The following is a 20,091-nucleotide window of genomic DNA, read 5'->3' as shown; positions in this document are numbered from 1 at the left end:
GGACTCTCAGCGACGAACCGGGCGCTTCTGCAATTTGCGCTGCAGGGTACGGCGATGCATGCCGAGGGCACGGGCGGTCGCCGAGATGTTGCCTTCGTGCTCGGCCAGCACGCGCTGGATGTGTTCCCACTGCAGACGGTCCACCGACATGGGGTTTTCCGGCACCAGGGTGTCGAGGTCGGCATGCTGGGTGAGCAGCGCGGCGAGCACGTCGTCGGCGTCCGCCGGTTTGCACAGGTAGTTGCAGGCGCCGCGCTTGATGGCTTCCACCGCGGTGGCGATGCTCGAATAGCCGGTAAGGATCACCACGCGCATTTCGGCATCCAGCTCCAGCAGCTTGGGCAGCAGTACCAGACCGGAGTCGCCTTCCATCTTCAGGTCGAGCACGGCGTAATCCGGCAGATCCTGGGTGGCGACGGCCAGGCCTTCCTCGGCAGAAGCGGCGGTCGACACACGCAGGCCGCGGCTGCTCATGGCCCGCGCCATCACGCGGGTAAAGGTGGGATCGTCATCGACCAGCAGCAGATGGGGTTGTTCTTCACTTTCCAGCAGCACTTCGTCACTCATACATCACTCCTTATGCCCTGGCATAGGCTCGCGGCAACTTGAGCTCGGTGAGCGTGCCGCCTTCTTCATGGTTATACAGCTTCACCGTACCACCGGCGCGGGTCACGCTGGCCTGGCTGAGGAACAATCCGAGGCCGAACCCCTTGCCCTTGCCTTTGGTGGTGAAGAACGGCCGGCCCAGTTGCTCGGCAATGGCCAAGGGTACACCCGCACCGTAGTCACGTATGCTCAGCCGCACCCACTGATGATCCCAATCCAGGCAAATCTCCAGGTTCTCCGGACAGGCATCGGCGGCGTTGTTGAGCAGGTTGAGCAGCGCCTGGGTCAGATCCGCCGGCGGCATCAATTGCGGCGGTTTGCCGACACCCAGACATTCATAACGATAGCTGGCCTCGGGGCGCATCAGGTGCCAGCGATTCAGGGTGGTTTCCAGCCAGACCACCGAGGACATTTCCACCACGGCCTGACGACGATCCGCTTCGGCAGCGCGCACCAGTTGCTGGAGGGTTTCCTTGCACAGTTTGACCTGCTCCTGAAGCAGCGCCAGGTCTTCTTGCAGCAGCGGGTTCTGATGCTCGCGCCGCAGTTCCTTGATCAGCACGCTCATGGTCGCCAGGGGCGTTCCGAGTTCATGGGCAGCGCCGGCAGCCTGGGTGGCGACGGCCAGCAGTTGCTGATCGCGCATGCCCTCCTCGCGGCGTTCGGCGCGCAGTTTTTCCTGCTGACGCAGTTCCTCGGCCATCTTGGCGACGAAGAAGGTGATCAGCCCCGCCGCCAGGGCGAAGCTCAGCCACATACCGTAAACCAGGAGGCTTTCCCGCGGCCCGACCGGCAGCTGCAGCGGGTGCGACCACACCAGCAGCAGCGTGTAGGACGCCAGCGCCATCCCCGCGAGGATCATGGTGAACAGCCACGGCAGCGTCGCCGCGGCGATGGTCAGCGGCACCAGGTAATAGGAGACGAAGGGGTTGGTCGAGCCGCCCGAGTAATACAGCAGCAGGCTGTGAATGATCAGGTCGCAACCGAGATGGATTGCGTACTCGGCTTCGGTCACCGGCCAGGGGCCACGCAGACGCAACGCCGTGAGCAGACACAGCACCAGGGAGGCGCCAAGGGTGATGCTCAGTTGCAGCCAGGGCAGCGGCAACAGCTCGGACTTGTAAGCGAGGCCAACCGAACCGGCCTGCGCCGCCAGCACGAGGAAGCGAATCAGGGTCAAACGCCAGAGATTCTGGCGACTGGCGGATAACAACTGAACAGGGGCCAGCATCAACATTCCTCGGGGGCTCATCGCAAGCCTGGCGAGTATAACCAAGCGTGTCCGCGCACTGCTGCGGCAACGCGCCGCAGCAGCCGTTCGCAAGCGGCGATAGAGGGATCGCAGCCGACGAGCGGCGGTCAGATGCCTGCATATTTTTTTCAATGCGGATTAACCCGAATCGGTAAACCGCCTCGTCTACCCTTATGAACACGGCTGATCAGCCGTACACATCATCGATAAGGAACCGCCATGCAGCCACTGTCCCGCCTCGCCACCGTTCTGGCTTTCACCACTGCCGGCCTGTTCAGCATCACCGCCCAGGCCGATGAGCCACGCTATAACCAGATATCCCTGAGCACCCAGGTCAGCCATGAAGTGGCTCATGACCTGATGCAGGTCACTCTGTACACCGAGGCCCAGCACAAGGATCCCGCCGCTCTCGCCGCGGAAATTACCCGCACCCTCAACGCCGGGCTGACCCAGGCCCGTGGTGTGAAAGGCGTGAGTGTGTCCCAGGGCAGCCGCAACAGCTATCCGGTCTACAGCGAGAAAGGTGAGGAAATCAGCGCCTGGCGCGAGCGCGCCGAGATCCGCCTGGAAAGCGCGGATTTCGCCGCCCTCTCGAAACTGACAGGCGACATGCTCAAGACCCTGAAGATGGGCGGCATGAGCTTCAGCATCGCTGACGCCACGCGCAAGAAAGAGGAAGACGCGCTGATCAAGGACGCCGTCGCGGCCTTCAAGGAACGCGCGCAGCTGACCACCGAAGCCCTGGGCGGCAAGAGCTACAAGCTGGTCAGCCTGGGCCTCAACAGTGGCGGCTTCGTACGCCCGCCGATGCGCATGGAAGCCATGAAGGCCTCCGCGTTCTCCAGCGACAGCATTACTCCGGAAGTCGAAGCGGGCACCAGCCAGGTGACCCTCAGTGCCGACGGTGTGATCGAAGTGCAGATGTAAGCGAAAACATTCCTGGCACCAGCCTCCCTGGTGCGCTCTATCATGGGGTTGCGACAACCGTCGCAACCCCATGCGCAATATCCCCCGCGCCCTTCTGCCATTTTCGGCACATCCCGTGCATAGCGTAAAACAAGGTCTAGGGTTAACACAGGCTCGTCACCATCTGACACGCCCGGTTTCCCAACAGCAGACCCCTCACGAAAAAACACAATAGACATGAGGTAACCATGCACAAGAACGCCTTCATCCAGGCTTTTGTTGTCGCCGGCCTGATCGCCAGCGCCCCCTTCGCGCAGGCCGCCGGTAACCTGGTGTACTGCTCCGAAGGCAGCCCAGCGGGCTTCGACCCGGGGCTTTACACCACGGGCACCGACTTCGACGCCGGTGCGGAAACCGTATTCAACCGCCTGTCGCAGTTCGAACGCGGCGGCACCGCCGTGACACCGGGCCTGGCAGAAAAGTGGGACATCAGCGATGACGGCCTCACCTATACCTTCCACCTGCGCGAAGGGGTGAAATTCCACACCACCGAGTACTTCACGCCGAGCCGCGAATTCAACGCCGATGACGTGCTGTTCACCTTCAACCGCATGCTCAGCAGGGAGCATCCGTTCCGCAAGGCTTACCCCACCGAGTTCCCGTATTTCACCGATATGGGAATGGACAAGAACATCACCAAGATCGAGAAGCTCGACGAACACACGGTGCGCTTCACCCTGAGTACCGTCGATGCAGCCTTCATCCAGAACATGGCCATGAGCTTCGCGTCGATCCACTCGGCCGAATACGCGGATCAGCTACTCAAGGCCGGCAAAGCCTCGGACATCAACCAGAAGCCTATCGGCACTGGCCCGTTCGTGTTCAGCCGCTACCAGAAAGACGCGCAGATCCGCTACAAGGGCAACAAGGAATACTGGCTGCCCGAAGACGTGAAGATCGACAATCTGATCTTCGCCATCAACACCGATCCATCGGTGCGCATGCAGAAGCTGCGCGCCGGCGAATGCCACGTCAGCGTTTTCCCGCGCCCTGCCGACCTGGAAAACCTGAAGAAAGACCCCAAGCTGCAGATGCCCGAACAGGCCGGTTTCAACGTCGGCTACCTGGCCTACAACACCGAGCACAAGCCGTTCGACCAGCTCGAAGTACGCCAGGCCATGGACATGGCGGTGAACAAACAGGCGATCATCAATGCCGTGTACCAGGGCGCCGGGCAGGTTGCGGTGAATGGCATGCCGCCGACCCAGTGGTCCTATGACGACACCATCAAGGACACCCCTTACAACCCGGAAAAGGCCAAGGAACTGCTACAGGCCGCCGGCGTGAAAGAAGGTACCGAGATCACCCTGTGGGCCATGCCCGTGCAGCGCCCGTACAACCCCAACGCCAAGCTGATGGCCGAAATGCTCCAGTCCGACTGGGCCAAGATCGGCATCAAGGCACGCATCGTCAGCTACGAGTGGGGCGAGTACAACAAACGCGCCAAGGCCGGCGAACATGACGCGCTGCTGATCGGCTGGACGGGCGACAACGGTGACCCCGATAACTGGCTGAGCGTGCTGTACGGCTGCGATGCCATCGGTGGCAACAACTACAGCCGCCTGTGCAACAAGGAGTTCGACGGGTTGCTCAAGCAGGCCAAGGCGATCAACGATCAGGCGGAGCGTACCGCGCTGTACAAGAAGGCCCAGCACCTGCTCAAGGCCGACGTGCAGAACACGCCGATCGCCCACTCCACCGTGTACCAGCCGATGAGCACCAGGGTTAAGGACTTCAAGATCAGCCCCTTCGGAATCAACTCCTTTTACGGTGTGAGTATCGAGTAAAGCAGCAGGCAGAACGAAAGAGCCCGGCCAATTGGCCGGGCTTTTTCGTCTCGACAGGCTGGTTACGCGCTCAGCCCGAAGGGGTCGTCCACCGAATGGCTTGGCTGGGTAAACCAGCGCGGGCCGTTGGCGGTCATGTAGAAGTGATCCTCCAGGCGGATGCCGAACTCGCCCGGCACGCAGATCATCGGCTCGTTGCTGAAGCACATGCCTTCTGCCAGAGGCGTGTCATCACCACCGACCAGATAAGGCCCTTCGTGGATGTCCAGGCCGATGCCGTGACCGGTGCGGTGCGACAGCCCTGGAAGCTTGTAGCCAGGGCCAAGTCCGGCAGCCTCCAGGCTACGGCGCGCCGCAGCGTCCACCGACGAACAGGGCGCACCCAGAGTGGCGGCCTCGAACGCCGCCTGCTGGGCAGCCTTTTCCTTGTTCCAGAACTCGCGCTGGCGGTCGCTGGGCGTACCGAAAACGTAGCTGCGGGTGATGTCCGACAGGTAGCTGTGTACCTGGCAGCCGGTGTCGATCAGCACCATGTCGCCGTCCTTGAGTCGCTGCGCATGTTTGACCCCGTGAGGAAAGGCGCTGGCAGCGCCGAACAGCACGATGCAGAAGATCGAGCCTGGCGCGCCGACACGGCGATGAGCCTGGCGAATGAACTCGGCCACCTCGATGGTGCTGATGCCTTCGTGGAGGATGCTCGCAACCGCCTTGTGCACTTCCAGGGTCATGTCCTTGGCGCGTTGCATCAGGGCGATTTCCGCTGCTGATTTACGCTGACGGCAAACGGCGGTGACCTGGCCGGCATCGACGAAACGGTAACCGTCGGTCAGTTGGCGGATGCCTTCATACATGAAAAAAGGCATGGAAGAACAAAGACCTACCTGGGGCGGCGCACCATCATTGGGCAAAACGCCAAGGCGCTGCAAACAGGCCAGCAACAACGCGTAAGGGCTTTCGTGCTCCTCCCAGGTATTGATCGCGCCCGGCACGATCTGGAAGTCACGCACGGTGCCCTCTTCGAACGTCGGAGCCAGGTATTCCAGTGCGCCATCACTCGGCAGAATCGCCCCCACCATCCGCTCGCTGGGATGCCACTGCACGCCGGTGAAATACTGCAGGTTGCTGCCAGCTGCCAGAAACAGCGCGGCGATACCCTGCTCGCGCATCAGCGCCTGAGCCCGCTCGATACGAGCCAGGTATTCCTCTTCGCTGATCGGCACGCTGCCGGCCGTCATGTCCTGCAGGCGCGCCAAAGCCTGCTCCGGCGTGCTGCCGCCCACTCCCAGTGTCATCTGCGCATCCTCGTCTGGCGCCCGCAACGGGCATCGTTGCCGGGCAGTTCGCTGGGGCAAAATTTAAGTCCAACTTAAATTCTGGTCAAAGCATTTTTCAGTCAGACTTAAAAAATGCTCTACCTTCAGGCTGGAGTCCCGACGTCTCATGGGTATACTGCGGAGATTCGAACAGCGAGCCCCTTTCATGACCGCAGACCGCATTGGCGAACGCTTGCGCCGCTACCGGCGGGCCGCCGGCAAGACCCTCAATCAGGTGGCGGCCGACGCCGGCCTGACCGCCAGTTTCCTGTCCCAGGCCGAGCGCAATCTGACAGGCGTGTCGCTGTCGTCCCTGGCGAGCATCGCCAAATCCCTCGATGTGCCGCTCAACGTTTTGTTCGACCAACCTGCCCAGGCTCAGCCGGATTCCCACGTCAATGAACGGGTGCGCTACACCGTGGGCGGCCAGCTGCTGGCCTACGAGCGCCTGTCCAGCTCGTTTCCCGGCAACTCGATCAACGCAGTGAAGATGAACATCCCCGTGGGTTACCAGTCGGAACTGATCGCCCACGAGGGCGTGGAATTCTCCTACGTGCTCAGCGGGCAGATCGTCTACACCATCGAAGGACGTGACTATCCCCTCGGGCCGGGCGATTCGGTGCACTTCGATGCGGGCAAGCTGCATCGCCTGGCCAATGCCACGGATGTCCCGGCCGAAGTGCTGACCATGACCACCATGGCACTATTCGGCGACCATCCCGCCAACGAGTGAATTTCGCCCCAGATGAGGGCATTTATGCGCAATGTTAGTGCTGCTTAATTTTTGTTGACCGAAATTTCAGCATGACTTAATTTCGAGCTCGACCCGGTGGGCTATCCGCCTTCACCGCATTCCGAGCTCGCGCTGAACCAGGCGCGGACAAAAAGAAAAAAGAGGTTCGCATGCGCATGTCTCCCCTGTGTAAGGCTCTGCTCACCGCAGGACTGCTCACCAGTGCTTCGTTCGCACACGCCAGTAACCTGGTGTATTGCTCCGAAGGCAGCCCGGGCGGTTTCGACCCTGGCCAGTACACCACCGGCACCGACTTCGACGCGGCATCGGAAACCATCTTCAACCGTCTGGCTGAATTCGAACGCGGCGGTACCAAGGCGCAACCGTCTCTGGCCAGCTCGTGGGATATCAGCGAAGACGGCCTGACCTACACTTTCCACCTGCGCGAAGGGGTCAAGTTCCACACTACCGATTACTTCAAGCCGACCCGCGACTTCAACGCCGACGACGTGCTGTTCACCTTCCAGCGCATGCTCGATCGCAACCATCCGTTCCGCAAGGCGTACCCCAGCGAGTTCCCGTACTTCACGGATATGGGCCTGGACAAGAATATCGCCAAGGTCGAGAAAACCGACGACAAGACCGTGGTGTTCACCCTCAACGCCGTGGACGCCGCCTTCGTGCAGAACCTGGCGATGAGCTTCGCCGCCGTGCATTCGGCCGAATATGCCGACCAGTTGCTCAAGGCCGGCAAGGCTGCGCAGATCAACCAGCAGCCGATCGGTACCGGCCCGTTCGTGTTCAGCCGCTACCAGAAGGACGCGGTGATTCGCTTCAAGGGCAACAAGGAATACTGGGCACCCGAGCTGGTGAAGATCGACAACCTGATCTTCTCCATCAACACCGATGCCTCGGTGCGCGCGCAGAAGCTGCGTGCCGGTGAATGCCACGTCACCCTCAACCCGCGTCCGGCCGATCTCAAGGGCCTGCAGGCGGACAACAACCTCAACGTGCCGACCGAACCTGGCTATAACGTCGGTTATATCGCCTACAACGTCACCCGCGCACCGTTCGACAAGCTCGAGGTACGTCAGGCGCTGGACATGGCGGTGAACAAATCGGCGATCATCGCTGCGGTATACCAGGGCGCCGGCCAACTGGCCGTGAACGGCATGCCGCCGACCCAGTGGTCGTATGACGAATCGATCAAGGACGCCGCCTACGATCCGGAAAAAGCCAAGGAGCTGCTCAAGGCCGCCGGCGTGAAGGAAGGCACCGAGATCACCCTGTGGGCCATGCCCGTGCAGCGCCCGTACAACCCCAATGCGCGCCTGATGGCCGAGATGCTGCAGAACGACTGGGCCAAGGTCGGTATCAAGGCACGCATCGTCAGCTACGAGTGGGGCGAGTACATCAAGCGTGCCCACGCAGGCGAACACGACGCCATGCTGATTGGCTGGACCGGCGACAACGGTGACCCCGACAACTGGCTCGGCACGTTGTACGGCTGCGCCTCGGTGGATGGCAACAACTTCTCCAAGTGGTGCGATGCCGAATACGACAAACTGGTGGTAGCCGCCAAGCGCGTCACCGATCAGGAGCAGCGCAGCGAGCTGTACAGGCAGGCTCAGGTGGTACTCAAGCGCGAAGTGCCGATCACTCCGATCGCCCACTCCACCGTCTACCAACCGATGCGCACCAGCGTCAAAGGCTTCCAGATCAGCCCATTCGGTCGCAACAGCTTCAGCGGTGTGAGCAACGACTGATAGCCTGTCGCGCAACCGCCCCATAACGACGTGCCCCGGGCAAAACGCCCGGGGCACGTCGTGGTCGAACAGCTAACCTGCAAGTAAGCGAAGGAATCGCCAGAATTCCCGGCTGCTCGATGCCGTCCTGATTAGGAGTTACCTACCCCAATGCTGAGTTTCATTGCGCGCCGTCTGGGCTTGCTGATCCCCACCTTCTTCGGCGTCACTCTGCTGACCTTCGCACTGATTCGCATGATTCCCGGCGACCCCGTGGAAGTGATGATGGGCGAGCGCCGCGTCGACCCGCAGATGCACGCCGAGGCCATGGAGCGCCTGGGCCTGAACAAGCCGCTGTACGCTCAGTACGTCGACTACATCAGCCAACTGGCGCGGGGTGATCTGGGCGAATCGCTGCGTACCCGCACACCGGTATGGGACGAATTCACCACCCTGTTTCCCGCCACCCTGGAACTGACGCTGGCCGCCTTGCTGTTCGCCGGCACGCTGGGACTGATCGCCGGGGTAGTCGCCGCGCTCAAGCGCGGTTCGCTGTTCGATCACGGCGTGATGGGCATCTCCCTGACCGGCTATTCGATGCCGATCTTCTGGTGGGGCCTGCTGCTGATCATGTTCTTTTCGGTATGGCTCGGCTGGACACCGGTGTCCGGGCGCATCGACCTGCTCTACGACATTCCACCGGTGACCGGCTTCATGCTGATCGACAGCCTGCTCTCCGATGAAGAAGGCGCGTTCGGCAATGCCCTGCGCCACCTGATTCTGCCCGCCATCGTGCTGGGCACCATCCCATTGGCGGTGATCGCGCGCATGACCCGTTCGGCGATGCTCGAAGTGCTGCGTGAAGATTACGTACGCACCGCCCGCGCCAAGGGCCTGTCGCCCGCCCGCGTGGTGTTCGTGCACGGTCTGCGCAACGCGCTGATTCCGGTGCTGACGGTATTCGGCCTGCAGGTCGGCACGCTGCTGGCCGGCGCCGTACTGACCGAAACCATCTTCTCCTGGCCCGGTATCGGCAAATGGCTGATCGAATCGATCGGCGCCCGTGATTATCCGGTAGTGCAGAACGGCATCCTGCTGATCGCCTGCCTGGTCATCCTGGTCAACTTCGTGGTGGACATCCTGTATGGACTGGTCAACCCACGCATTCGCCATCAGCGCTGAAGGAGTACCCCATGTCCCTGAATCAGCACTGCTGGATCAAGCCCGTAGGGTGGATGACGCTTCTTTCATCCACCATGAACAAACCGCAGTTCGTAGGGGGGATGAGGCTCTTTTCATCCACCAGCCGCAATCCGCAATGGTGGATGGGTGAAGCGTCATCCACCCTACCCCGTGACTACCATCGCGAAGGGCAAGAAATCGGAGCGCGTCCATGACCTCGACCACCACGCCCCTCGACCAGAGTCTGGTCTACCCTTCGCCGCTGAAGGAATTCTGGAGCGCCTTCAGCCACAACAAGGGCGCTGTCGCCGGCCTCGGCTTCATGATCCTGATCGTGTTCTGCGCCCTGTTCGCGCCCTGGATCGCGCCCTACTCGCCCAGCGAGCAGTTTCGCGATGCCCTGCTGACGCCGCCGGTATGGCTCGAAGGCGGACAATGGCAGTTCCTGCTGGGTACCGACGAGGTCGGTCGTGACCTGCTTTCGCGACTGATCCACGGTGCACGCCTGTCGCTGCTGATCGGCCTGGCCTCGGTGGTCATCTCGCTGATTCCCGGTTTGCTGCTGGGCCTGGTGGCCGGTTTCTTCCCGCGCCTGATGGGCCCTTCGATCATGCGCCTGATGGACATCATGCTGGCGCTGCCTTCGCTGCTGCTGGCCGTGGCCATCGTCGCCATCCTCGGCCCAGGCCTGATCAATACCGTGATCGCCATCGCCATCGTCTCGCTGCCTTCCTACGTACGCCTGACCCGCGCTGCCGTGATGGGCGAGCTGAATCGCGACTACGTCACCGCCGCACGCCTGGCCGGTGCCAGCCTGCCGCGGCTGATGTTCATCACCGTGCTGCCCAACTGCATGGCGCCGCTGATCGTGCAGGCGACCCTGAGCTTTTCCTCGGCGATCCTCGACGCTGCCGCCCTGGGCTTCCTCGGCCTTGGTGTGCAACCGCCGACCCCCGAATGGGGCACCATGCTGGCCTCGGCGCGCGACTACATCGAGCGCGCCTGGTGGGTGGTGACCCTGCCGGGGCTGGCGATCCTGCTCAGCGTACTGGCGATCAACCTGATGGGCGACGGCCTGCGCGATGCGCTGGATCCGAAGCTCAAGAACGCGATCTGAGGAGGCCGATCATGAATAACCTCCCAACCGTAGGGTGGATGACGCTCTTTTCATCCACCATGGCCACACCTCGCTATAAGACGGAGGCCACCCGATGAGCCTGCTGGAAATCAGTAACCTCAGCGTACGCTTCGGCGACGCCAACGCCGTGCCGGTGGTCGATGGCCTCGACCTGAGCGTCGACAAGGGTGAAGTGCTGGCCATCGTCGGCGAATCCGGCTCCGGCAAATCGGTAACCATGATGGCGCTGATGGGCCTGATCGACGCCCCTGGCATCGTCCGCGCCGACCGCCTGATCTTCGATGGCACCGACATGCTCAAACTCAAGGGTCGGCAACGTCGGCATATCGTCGGCAAGGATCTGTCGATGATCTTCCAGGATCCGATGACAGCCCTGAACCCCAGCTTTACCGTCGGTTTCCAGATCGAGGAAGTGCTGCGCCAGCACCTTGGCCTCAAGGGCAAGGCGGCACGGCAGCGCGCCCTGCAACTGCTCGAGCGGGTGGAGATCCCCGGCGCGGCCAGCCGCCTCGAGGCCTACCCGCACCAGCTGTCCGGTGGCATGAGCCAGCGGGTGGCGATCGCCATGGCGATTGCTGCCGAGCCCAAACTGCTGATCGCCGACGAACCGACCACCGCCCTGGACGTGACCATCCAGGCGCAGATCATGGAGCTGCTGCTCGACCTGCAACGCGAGCAGAACATGGGCCTGGTGCTGATCACCCACGACCTGGCCGTGGTCGCCGAAACCGCCAACCGCGTCTGCGTGATGTACGCCGGCCAGGCCGTGGAACTGGGCCAGGTGCCGGCACTGTTCGATGCGCCAACTCACCCGTACACCGAAGCGCTGATCAAGGCGATCCCCGAACACAGCCTGGGCGCCACCCGCCTGTCGACCCTGCCCGGCATCGTACCAGGGCGCTACGACCGTCCCATCGGTTGCCTGCTGTCGCCGCGCTGCCCGTACGTGCAGCCGAGCTGCCGTGAACGCCGCCCGGCTCTGGAACCCCACGAGCGCGGTGCCGTGCGCTGCTATTTTCCGCTCAATCTGAATGCCGAGGTGGCGTGATGACGACCGTCCTGACCGCACGCCAACTGACGCGCCACTACTCCGTGTCCCAGGGGCTTTTCAAACCCAGCGCCACGGTGCAGGCGCTCAATGGCGTGTCCTTCGAACTGGAAGCCGGCAAGACCCTGGCCGTGGTCGGTGAATCCGGCTGCGGCAAATCCACCCTGGCCCGCGCCCTGACACTGATCGAAGAGCCCTCCTCGGGCTCGCTGCAGATCGCCGGCCAGGAAGTCGCCGGCGCCAGCCGGCAGACCCGCAAGCAACTGCGCCGAGACGTGCAGATGGTGTTCCAGAACCCCTACGCCTCGCTCAACCCACGGCAGAAGATCGGCGACCAACTGGCCGAACCGCTGCAGATCAACACCCGTCTTTCCCGCGCCGAACGCCGCGAGAAGGTGCAGGCGATGATGAGCCAGGTCGGCCTGCGCCCCGAGCATTACCAACGCTACCCGCACATGTTCTCCGGTGGCCAGCGCCAGCGCATCGCCCTGGCGCGCGCCATGATGCTCACGCCCAAGGTGCTGGTGGCCGATGAGCCAACCTCGGCGCTGGACGTGTCGATCCAGGCCCAGGTGCTCAACCTGTTCATGGATCTGCAGGAAGAGTTCAAGACCGGCTACGTGTTCATCTCCCACAACCTCTCGGTGGTTCGCCATGTAGCGGACGACGTGCTGGTGATGTACCTCGGCCGCCCGGCGGAAATCGGCCCCAGCGAGCGTATCTACGAACGCCCGCTGCACCCGTACACCAAGGCGCTGCTGTCGGCCACGCCGACCATCCACCCCGATCCGGCCAAACCCAAGATCAAGATCGTCGGCGAACTGCCCAACCCGCTGAATCCGCCCTCAGGCTGCGCCTTCCACAAACGATGCCCTTACGCCACCGAACGCTGCCAGGAAGAGCTTCCCCTGCTACGTCCGCTCGATGGCCGTCAGGTTGCCTGCCATCATGCGGAACAGATCAACTAGAAACGGGGAGCAAGTTACAAATGCCAGGCGCTGTAAAGACGCCATTGGCAGAGCAATGAGACAAGCATTACGGCCCACTGCGCTTCGTCGCCTGCAGCGGCTCGCGTGACGGATCTGGTCTATGACTTCATAGCCACCCTACACACGGAACAGCGACGATGCGCATCAATAGCTACCTGATCTTCGACGGCGACTGCGAAGCTGCCTTCAGCCGTTATGCCGAGGTGCTCGGCGCCCAGCTCAGCCTGTTTCGCTTCGGCGAGAGCCCGGCGCGCGACGAGGTGCCGGCCGAGTTCCACCAGCGGATCATGCACGTCTGCCTGCAGGTGGGTGAGCAACAACTGATGGGCTCCGACTCGCTACCGACGCATCCTGGCGATGGCTTCCAAGGCTTTTCCATCAGCCTCAACATCGACAGCATCGACGAAGCGGAACGCCTGTTTGGCGCGCTGGCGGAAGGCGGTAGCATCCAGATGCCACTGGCGGAAACCTTCTGGGCCAAACGTTTCGGCATGCTCACCGACCGCTTCGGTGTTTCCTGGATGATCAACCATAGCCTGCCGGAAAATTGAACGACTGACTCCCACAACTGGGTGAATGACGCCTTGTCACTCACCCAGCGGTCAGTAAACATCCCGTCGATAACGCCCCTGCTCGAGCAACTCGTCGACAGCGGCGTCGCCCAGCACCTCACGCAGAGCGCGATCCACGCCGCCCGCCATGCCTTGCAAACTGCCGCACACATAGATGGCTGCGCCGTCCTGCATCCAGGCACGTAGTTCGTCGGCGGCTTCACGCAGGCGATCCTGCACGTAGATGCGCTGCGCCTGATCCCGCGAGAAGGCCAGATCCAGGCGCTGCAGTTGGCCGCCGCTCGACCAGCCTTGCAGCTCCTCGCGGCAGTAGAAATCGTGCTCGGCGCTGCGCTCGCCGAACAGCAGCCAGTTGCGTGAATGACCGGCCGCGATGCGCGCCTTGAGCAGGCTGCGCAGGCCGGCCAACCCCGTGCCATTGCCGATCAGGATCATTGGTCGATCATCCGTCGGCGCATGAAAACCGCTGTTGCGCCGTACCCGCGCCAGCAGTTGCCCGCCAACGGGCAGGTGCTCGGTCAACCAACCGGAACCCGTGCCCAGCTCACCGTTGGCCAGGTGTTGCTGGCGCACGATCAGTTCCAGCCTGCCATCGGCGGGCAGCGAGGCGATGGAGTACTCGCGGCTCGGCAGCGGCACCAATGCATCCAGCAGCGCCTGGGCATGCAGGCCGACCAGATGGCTGGCGCTGTACGGCAACTGGCGTGCGGTCAGGGCCTCGCATAGCGCATGACCCAAAGGGTCGACGGCGGCAGACGCCAGCGCCTGCATCCCATGGTCGTGCAACCAGCGATGAACCTGCGCCTCGCTGTTGCGCGGCAGAATTTCCAGGATATCGCCCGCTTCCCATGAAGCATCGGCGGGCGGCAGCAAGCCGATCAGCCAGGTGCTCTGCCCCTGCCCGTGAGGATTCAGGCACTGACGCTCACGCAACACCCAGCCACCGAACGGCACCTGCTGCACGGGAAGCGGCTGCACGCCGGTCAGTTCCGCCAGTTGCCGCTGCCAATCGAGCAGCGCCTCTTCATCATCGCCGTCGACCTCGATACGCTCGCCAAGACGCGAGGCACCACGACTGGTCAGCCAGTCATCGAGGCGCCGGGCGAAACCGCAGAATTGGCTGTACTGACGATCGCCAAGGGCCAGAACCGCATAGCGCAGGCCTGGCAGTTTCAGTGTTGCAGCGAGCCACTGGCGCTCGACACCGCGGGCGCTGTCCGGCGCCTCGCCATCACCGAAGGTACTGAGAACCAGCAACGCGCGGGGCGTGACGCTCAGCTTGGCGGTATCGATCCGCGCCAGCGGCTGCACCTCTACCGTCATACCCGCGGCCTGCAATTGGCCCGCAGTCTGCCAGGCCAGTTGCTCGGCGAAGCCGCTCTGGCTGGCGAACCCGACCAACCAGGACTCACCGCCCTCGCTACCACCGAGCGCCTGCCGCGCCGCCAGCGCCGCACGCTTCTTGCGGCGGCGATCCAGATACAGCAGCCAGCCGGTGATGAAGAACAATGGCATCAGCAGGCTGGCAGCCATTACCAACACCCGCCCGGTCATGCCGAAATACTCGCCGGTATGCAGGGCGTAAACGCTGGCCAGCAGCTGCGCCTTGAACGACTTGTCGGCGTAACGCTCCACCTGTCTGGTTTCACCAGTCAGCGGGTCGAGCTGCATCTGATTGAAGGCGCGAGTGTGCTCGGCATCGCGCAGCCTGAAGGACACCCGCGCCGGCTGGCCGACTGCATTGGGCAGTTGCAGGCTGTAGACACCCAGATTGTCGCCAGCGGTTTGGCGGATGCCCTGCCAGAGATTGGCATAATCCACCTCGGGCATCGGCTGGCCAGTCGCAGGCGGCCCACGTCGCCCGCGCTCCTCGCCTGCTACCCGCGGCGTATCGCTGAGCAGGGTTTCCAGGCCGCTGCGGTACCAGTCGTAAGACCAATACAAGCCCGTCAGCGCCGCACACAGGTACACCGGCAGGCACCAGGTGCCGACCACGGCATGCAGATCCCAATTGAAAGCGCGGCCCTTCTTGGCCCAGTCGAACGTCAGCCAGGCACGCCAGCTCAACGCCCGCCTCGGCCAGCGCAGGTAAAGCCCGGACAGGCAGAAGAACACCAGGGCAATGGTGCAGGCGCCGGTGATCTGCCGGCCGGTCTGGCCCATGGCGAGGAAACGATGCAGTTGCAGCATCAGGCCGAAGAACGCCACGCCGCGCGGCTCGCCCAGCGATTCGGCGGTATAAGGATCGACGAAGCGCACGCCGCCGCGTCGCTCTCCCGGCGGTGGCGTCAGGAAAACCCGCGCTGGCTGACCGCCTTCGGTATCCACGTAGAGGCCGGAGACACTGACGCCCTGGGCCTGCAAACGCTCGATCATCTCCCCCGGTTCGAGCACCGACCCCGGCTGCGCCGTCACCGCCATCTGCGGGTTTATCGCCAGCAGGATTTCCTCCTGAAAGCTGTACAGCGCGCCGGTCACGCCCATCAGGGCAAGCACCAGGCCGGCACTGATGCCGAGCAACCAATGCAACTGGAAGAGGATTTTCTTGAACACCGGAATCGACTCTGAAAACACGCGCCGCGATCGAGGGAATCAGTTGGTGTTCAGGTGGCGAAACTCACTCTCTGGACACACAAAACCCCGCCAGCGCGGGGCATGGGCGGGGCTGAGCCATCAGCTGATAGGCCTCGGATCACGCTGGGCCATAAAAAAGGCGAGTCTATTCAATAACAATTATCATGCAACATATATTCGCATCTTTACCTATGTAAAGGCTTGATGCGACGTTGATGGCGAAGCGGCTGCATTACTCAGCGGAGGCGACGTGGCTCACAAGGCTTGGCCAGGATGAAGAGATCCCGGGCGATGGTTTCCGGGTACTGATCGACCGGCAACGCCTTGGGCAGGTACAGGGCGGCAGCATCCAGCGTCGCCAGGTCGAACTCCGGCTCGATAGCGCAGGCCTGGAACAGATGACCGATCGCCTCGACCTCGGCACTGCTGGTGCAATTGACACGACGGCCACCGAGAAAGGCATTGAGCTGATCACAGACCTTTTCCGGTACCAGACCGGTGGCTTCAGCTTCGAGCAGCGAGAGCCCGAGATCTTCTTCACTCATGGGGTCGAGCACCGCCACACCGGCAGTCGGCTTGATGATGGCGGACATGCTGGAGCCAGGCACTGCGGCGCCGACTTCGATGGGAAACGGGCCACTCACACTCTGATAGAAGCGGACGGCCATTGCGCCTTCGAGCATTCCAGGGATCGATTTCATTACACGACTCTCGTTAAACCGGCTTTGTTCTGACCCGCGACGACATCCTGTTGCCGCAACGGGGAGGCATTTTCATCCTCTTGTGTGTAAGAGTCGTGACAGCGGCAGATGGTTGAGTGTTTGTTGCCAACCAGAGCGCACAGCGAGCGGCCGTTCCGTTCGATGCAAAGGGATGTGTTTGGCTGCTAGGGTGGTCGATGTGACCCGTAACGTGGGATGGCAGCTATGTGGCGGTAGCGGCCTGTCGTAGGGTGGACGACGCTTCACCTACGCGGCCCGACCCGTCCACCGCTCTGTGATCGCAATGGTGGATGAAAAGAGCGTCATCCACCCTACGTCCGCTATCGCCTTTGAGTGACCACTCAGCCCAATCGATCGGATACGACATTTGATGTGTGACGCTACACTAGTTCAATCAGGGCGATGGCCGCCCGGCCTGGCCAGAAAATCAGGTAGCGCAGCAGGATTGCCCTGCTGCGCGTGATGCCCTAAACCACGCCCTGGGCCAGCATCGCATCGGCCACTTTGACGAAGCCGGCGATGTTGGCGCCCTTGACGTAATTGACCTGTCCTTCGCTCTGGCCATGACGCACGCAGGCATTGTGGATGGACTGCATGATGCCGTGCAGCTTCTCGTCCACCTCGCCTTCGCTCCAGTGCAAGCGCATGGCATTCTGCGACATTTCCAGACCGCTGACCGCAACGCCACCAGCGTTGGAAGCCTTACCCGGAGCGAACAGGGCACCGTTCTCGATGAACAGATCCACCGCGTCCAGTGTGGTCGGCATATTGGCGCCTTCGGCCACGCATACGCAGCCATTGCCAAGCAGCGTGCGCGCGTCCTCCAGGTTCAGCTCGTTCTGCGTCGCACATGGCAGGGCGATATCGCACGCCAGGCTCCACGGCCGCTGGCCGGCCTGGAAGCGCAATCCGCTACCTTCCAGTTCACGGATACGCCCGCGCTTCTGGTTTTTCAGCGCCATCAGATCCTGCCACTGCTGTTCGCTGAAACCCGCTTCGGCGTAAAGCGTGCCCTCGGAATCGGACAACGAAATCACCTGCCCGCCCAATTCAATCACCTTGCGCGCCGCATACTGCGCCACGTTGCCAGAACCGGAGATAGCCACACGCTGGCCGTCGAAGCTGCGACCGCGGGTCTTGAGCATTTCCTCGGCGAAATACACACAGCCGTAGCCGGTCGCCTCCGGGCGGATCAGGCTGCCGCCATAGCTCAGCCCCTTGCCGGTAAGCACCGAGGAGAACTCGTTGGACAGGCGCTTGTACTGGCCGAACAGGAAACCGATCTCCCGCGCGCCAACGCCGATATCACCGGCCGGCACGTCGAGATCCGCACCGATATGGCGGTACAGTTCACTCATGAACGACTGACAGAAACGCATCACCTCGGCGTCGCTCTTGCCCTTCGGGTCGAAGTCCGAGCCACCCTTGCCGCCGCCCATGGGCAGCGAGGTCAGGGAGTTCTTCAGCGTCTGTTCGAAGGCCAGGAACTTGAGCACGCTCAGGTTCACCGACGGATGAAACCGCAGGCCGCCCTTGTAGGGGCCGATGGCGCTGTTCATCTGCACGCGGAAACCGCGGTTGACCTGTACCCTGCCCGCATCGTCGACCCATGGCACCCGGAACAGCACAGCCCGCTCGGGCTCGACGATACGCTCGACGATCCCGGCTTCCAGATAGACAGGATTGGCCTCGAGGAACGGCCAAAGGCTACGCAGCACCTCTTCCACCGCCTGATGGAATTCGGGCTGATCGGGGTCGCGCTGTTTCAGGCGGTCGAGAAAACGGTCTACGGAAAGGGTCATGGCGGAGTCCTGGCGTCTTGCTGCGCCGCAGGTTGAATTGGCCGCGACTCTAGCAAGAACAACTCGCACTTAAAAAGAGCAAAATGACGCTTAGATGAAACTTTTTGGTGCCTAACTATAAATTAATCGCCAAGAATCCCATAAATACCTGATCAATAATGCACGAATAAAGAACACAAGAACCCCAAAAAGGCGCACTCGTTACCCCGCACCTGCCCAACCCGACCACGCCAGAATCATATGCCCGGCGCCCCAGGCTCCTGATTTGGCAAGCGCTGCTCGATCACGCCATACCAGCCCAGACCGGCGTAGGTTTCGAAGCCGGGCGTCAAGGAATAGGCCTGAATGGTGTGATCGTTCAGCGAGCAGTAGCCAGTCTTCTGATCCTGGCGCAGTTGCAAGGCGATCGACGTGCCCAGCTGCGCTTTCGGATCCGAGCTGGCGATGAGGCGGTGCTGGGCATCCACCAGCATCAGTTGGCTGCGGGCGCGCTCTTCGTCGCTCAAGCGGACACCGTCGATGACGGAACGCGCCTGGTTCTGCCAGTCGAACAGAATACCTATAGTGCCGATGCGCTCGCCCCCCTGCGCGCCCCCGAACACGGCAGCGCTGAATATGCAGCTACGGGCGTTCTCCAGCAGCGGTTCCTGCTGTACGGCACCGGCATGGTACTGATCTCCGTCGCGATGGCGCATGGCCGCCTGGAACCAGTCGGCCTGCGAGACATCCGCGCCCGGTACCCGGCGGTAGGTGTCCGGGCGACCCGAGGCGATGATCGTCCCTTCGGTGTCGGTGAGCCAGATGTCGAGATAGACCGTATAGGCGCTCAGGATAACGCCAAGGCGCTGGCTCGCATGGGCGCATGCTTCGGCTGTGCGCAGGCACAGCGCTTCGACCAGGGAAGCGTCCGTCGCCCACCAGCGTACGTCGCAGGAGCGTTCGTAGAGGTTGCGGTCGATGATCTCGATCATGTTCAGCGAAAGGTCGGCCAGGCGCTGGCCACGAACATCGAAGCACATGCCCCGGCCGAGCTCGGACAGCTCGCTGACGGCACTCTGCAGATCGCGGGTGAGGCTCGCAGCGATCCCGGTGATACGCTCGGAGATGGCCTTCACTTCCTCGGCCACGACCGCGAAGCCGCGCCCCGCCTCGCCCGCATGCGCCGCCTCGATCAAGGCGTTGATCGCCAGCAGGCGGGTCTGCTGGGTGATTTTCTGGATGTCGTTGATACCGCGCCCCGCCAGTACTTCAACGTCGTGTGACAACGCCACTATCCGTTCCGGTTCTATCATTGGAAGTCATGCCTACGCAGATGGATGGGGCAGACAAAACAGGACAGCACGATACGGGCGGGAGCTGTTTTCGCTCTTGCCGGGAATATGCCAGCTTGGTGGCACCGGTTCGCCTGATGCAGATTTTTATCCGAAAGTGCAGCGGTTGAACAGCTAGGGTCACTGCCGAGCCACACCGGCCAATGATGCTGCCGCCTAAAGAGCGCTCGCCCACTCTGCGGGCATAAAAAAACGGAGCCAGTGCAGACTGTGTGAAAACCTAGCAGTCTGAAGGCGAGTTGAAGACAATGCCTCTATCGGTTGATAGGGGCATTGTCGTTTATGGGCTATATCCAGGGCGAAGGTCGCGAGCAAAGCAGCCTGTTTCCGG

At 62.3% G+C, this 20,091-nt stretch carries 17 protein-coding genes; 10 read left to right on the top strand and 7 right to left on the bottom strand.

The features are described 5' to 3' along the window. Positions 1-6 precede the first annotated feature (6 nt). Both DNK06_RS03625 and DNK06_RS03620 read right to left on the bottom strand, forming a co-directional pair. Positions 7-567 (bottom strand): response regulator transcription factor, encoded by a 561-nt coding sequence (locus tag DNK06_RS03625; protein WP_131178681.1) that lies wholly within the window; start codon positions 565-567, stop codon positions 7-9. Between the two features lie 10 nt (positions 568-577). Next, entirely contained in the window at positions 578-1,837 is a 1,260-nt protein-coding gene (locus DNK06_RS03620; RefSeq protein ID WP_131178680.1) for an ATP-binding protein, read from the bottom strand. Positions 1,838-2,077: 240 nt separating this feature from the next. Here DNK06_RS03620 and DNK06_RS03615 point away from each other — a divergent pair, with 240 nt between their 5' ends. Beyond that, positions 2,078-2,785, top strand: a complete 708-nt coding sequence (locus DNK06_RS03615; protein ID WP_131178679.1) for an SIMPL domain-containing protein — start codon at positions 2,078-2,080, stop codon at positions 2,783-2,785. A gap of 227 nt (positions 2,786-3,012) precedes the next feature. Continuing rightward, on the top strand, positions 3,013-4,611 hold the full coding sequence (locus DNK06_RS03610; protein WP_131178678.1) for an ABC transporter substrate-binding protein: 1,599 nt from the start codon (positions 3,013-3,015) through the stop codon (positions 4,609-4,611). Between the two features lie 62 nt (positions 4,612-4,673). Here DNK06_RS03610 and DNK06_RS03605 read toward each other — a convergent pair whose 3' ends face one another. Next, on the bottom strand, positions 4,674-5,903 hold the full coding sequence (locus DNK06_RS03605) for a M24 family metallopeptidase (RefSeq protein WP_131178677.1): 1,230 nt from the start codon (positions 5,901-5,903) through the stop codon (positions 4,674-4,676). Positions 5,904-6,090: 187 nt separating this feature from the next. On the opposite strand from DNK06_RS03605, the gene DNK06_RS03600 reads away from it, so the two are divergent. From DNK06_RS03600 to DNK06_RS03565, 8 genes are all read left to right on the top strand, one after another. After that, positions 6,091-6,657, top strand: a complete 567-nt coding sequence (locus DNK06_RS03600; protein WP_131178676.1) for a cupin domain-containing protein — start codon at positions 6,091-6,093, stop codon at positions 6,655-6,657. A gap of 170 nt (positions 6,658-6,827) precedes the next feature. Further along, entirely contained in the window at positions 6,828-8,423 is a 1,596-nt protein-coding gene (locus tag DNK06_RS03595; RefSeq protein ID WP_131178675.1) for an ABC transporter substrate-binding protein, read from the top strand. 150 nt (positions 8,424-8,573) lie between these two features. After that, positions 8,574-9,584: an ABC transporter permease subunit gene (locus tag DNK06_RS03590; RefSeq protein WP_131178674.1), complete on the top strand. Its 1,011-nt coding sequence runs from the start codon at positions 8,574-8,576 to the stop codon at positions 9,582-9,584. An 11-nt stretch (positions 9,585-9,595) separates the two neighbouring features. Continuing rightward, on the top strand, positions 9,596-9,799 hold the full coding sequence (locus tag DNK06_RS03585) for a hypothetical protein (RefSeq protein WP_131178673.1): 204 nt from the start codon (positions 9,596-9,598) through the stop codon (positions 9,797-9,799). Then, on the top strand, positions 9,796-10,701 hold the full coding sequence (locus tag DNK06_RS03580) for an ABC transporter permease subunit (protein ID WP_131178672.1): 906 nt from the start codon (positions 9,796-9,798) through the stop codon (positions 10,699-10,701). The genes DNK06_RS03585 and DNK06_RS03580 overlap by 4 nt, the downstream gene beginning before the upstream one ends. 94 nt (positions 10,702-10,795) lie before the next feature. Continuing rightward, positions 10,796-11,770, top strand: coding sequence for an ABC transporter ATP-binding protein (locus DNK06_RS03575; protein WP_131178671.1), 975 nt, complete (start codon positions 10,796-10,798; stop codon positions 11,768-11,770). Then, entirely contained in the window at positions 11,770-12,738 is a 969-nt protein-coding gene (locus DNK06_RS03570) for a peptide ABC transporter ATP-binding protein (RefSeq protein WP_131178670.1), read from the top strand. Before DNK06_RS03575 ends, DNK06_RS03570 begins: the two co-directional genes overlap by 1 nt. Positions 12,739-12,896: 158 nt before the next feature. Then, positions 12,897-13,310, top strand: coding sequence for a VOC family protein (locus DNK06_RS03565; RefSeq protein WP_131178669.1), 414 nt, complete (start codon positions 12,897-12,899; stop codon positions 13,308-13,310). Between the two features lie 51 nt (positions 13,311-13,361). Here DNK06_RS03565 and DNK06_RS03560 read toward each other — a convergent pair whose 3' ends face one another. From DNK06_RS03560 to DNK06_RS25400, 4 genes are all read right to left on the bottom strand, one after another. Continuing rightward, positions 13,362-15,884, bottom strand: a complete 2,523-nt coding sequence (locus tag DNK06_RS03560; RefSeq protein ID WP_131178668.1) for a sulfite reductase flavoprotein subunit alpha — start codon at positions 15,882-15,884, stop codon at positions 13,362-13,364. A 257-nt stretch (positions 15,885-16,141) separates the two neighbouring features. Then, on the bottom strand, positions 16,142-16,606 hold the full coding sequence (locus tag DNK06_RS03555) for a hypothetical protein (RefSeq protein WP_131178667.1): 465 nt from the start codon (positions 16,604-16,606) through the stop codon (positions 16,142-16,144). A 488-nt stretch (positions 16,607-17,094) separates the two neighbouring features. After that, positions 17,095-18,429, bottom strand: a complete 1,335-nt coding sequence (gdhA, locus tag DNK06_RS03550; RefSeq protein ID WP_131178666.1) for an NADP-specific glutamate dehydrogenase — start codon at positions 18,427-18,429, stop codon at positions 17,095-17,097. Between the two features lie 236 nt (positions 18,430-18,665). Then, on the bottom strand, positions 18,666-19,700 hold the full coding sequence (locus DNK06_RS25400) for a methyl-accepting chemotaxis protein (RefSeq protein ID WP_278248826.1): 1,035 nt from the start codon (positions 19,698-19,700) through the stop codon (positions 18,666-18,668). Positions 19,701-20,091: the final 391 nt, after the last annotated feature.

Origin of the sequence: Phytopseudomonas daroniae (assembly GCF_004327285.1) — a bacterium.
GTDB classification, from domain to species: Bacteria; Pseudomonadota; Gammaproteobacteria; order Pseudomonadales; family Pseudomonadaceae; genus Aquipseudomonas; species Aquipseudomonas daroniae.
The sequence above is the reverse complement of the archived record's forward strand: the minus strand, read 5'-3'. Positions and strand labels throughout refer to the sequence as shown.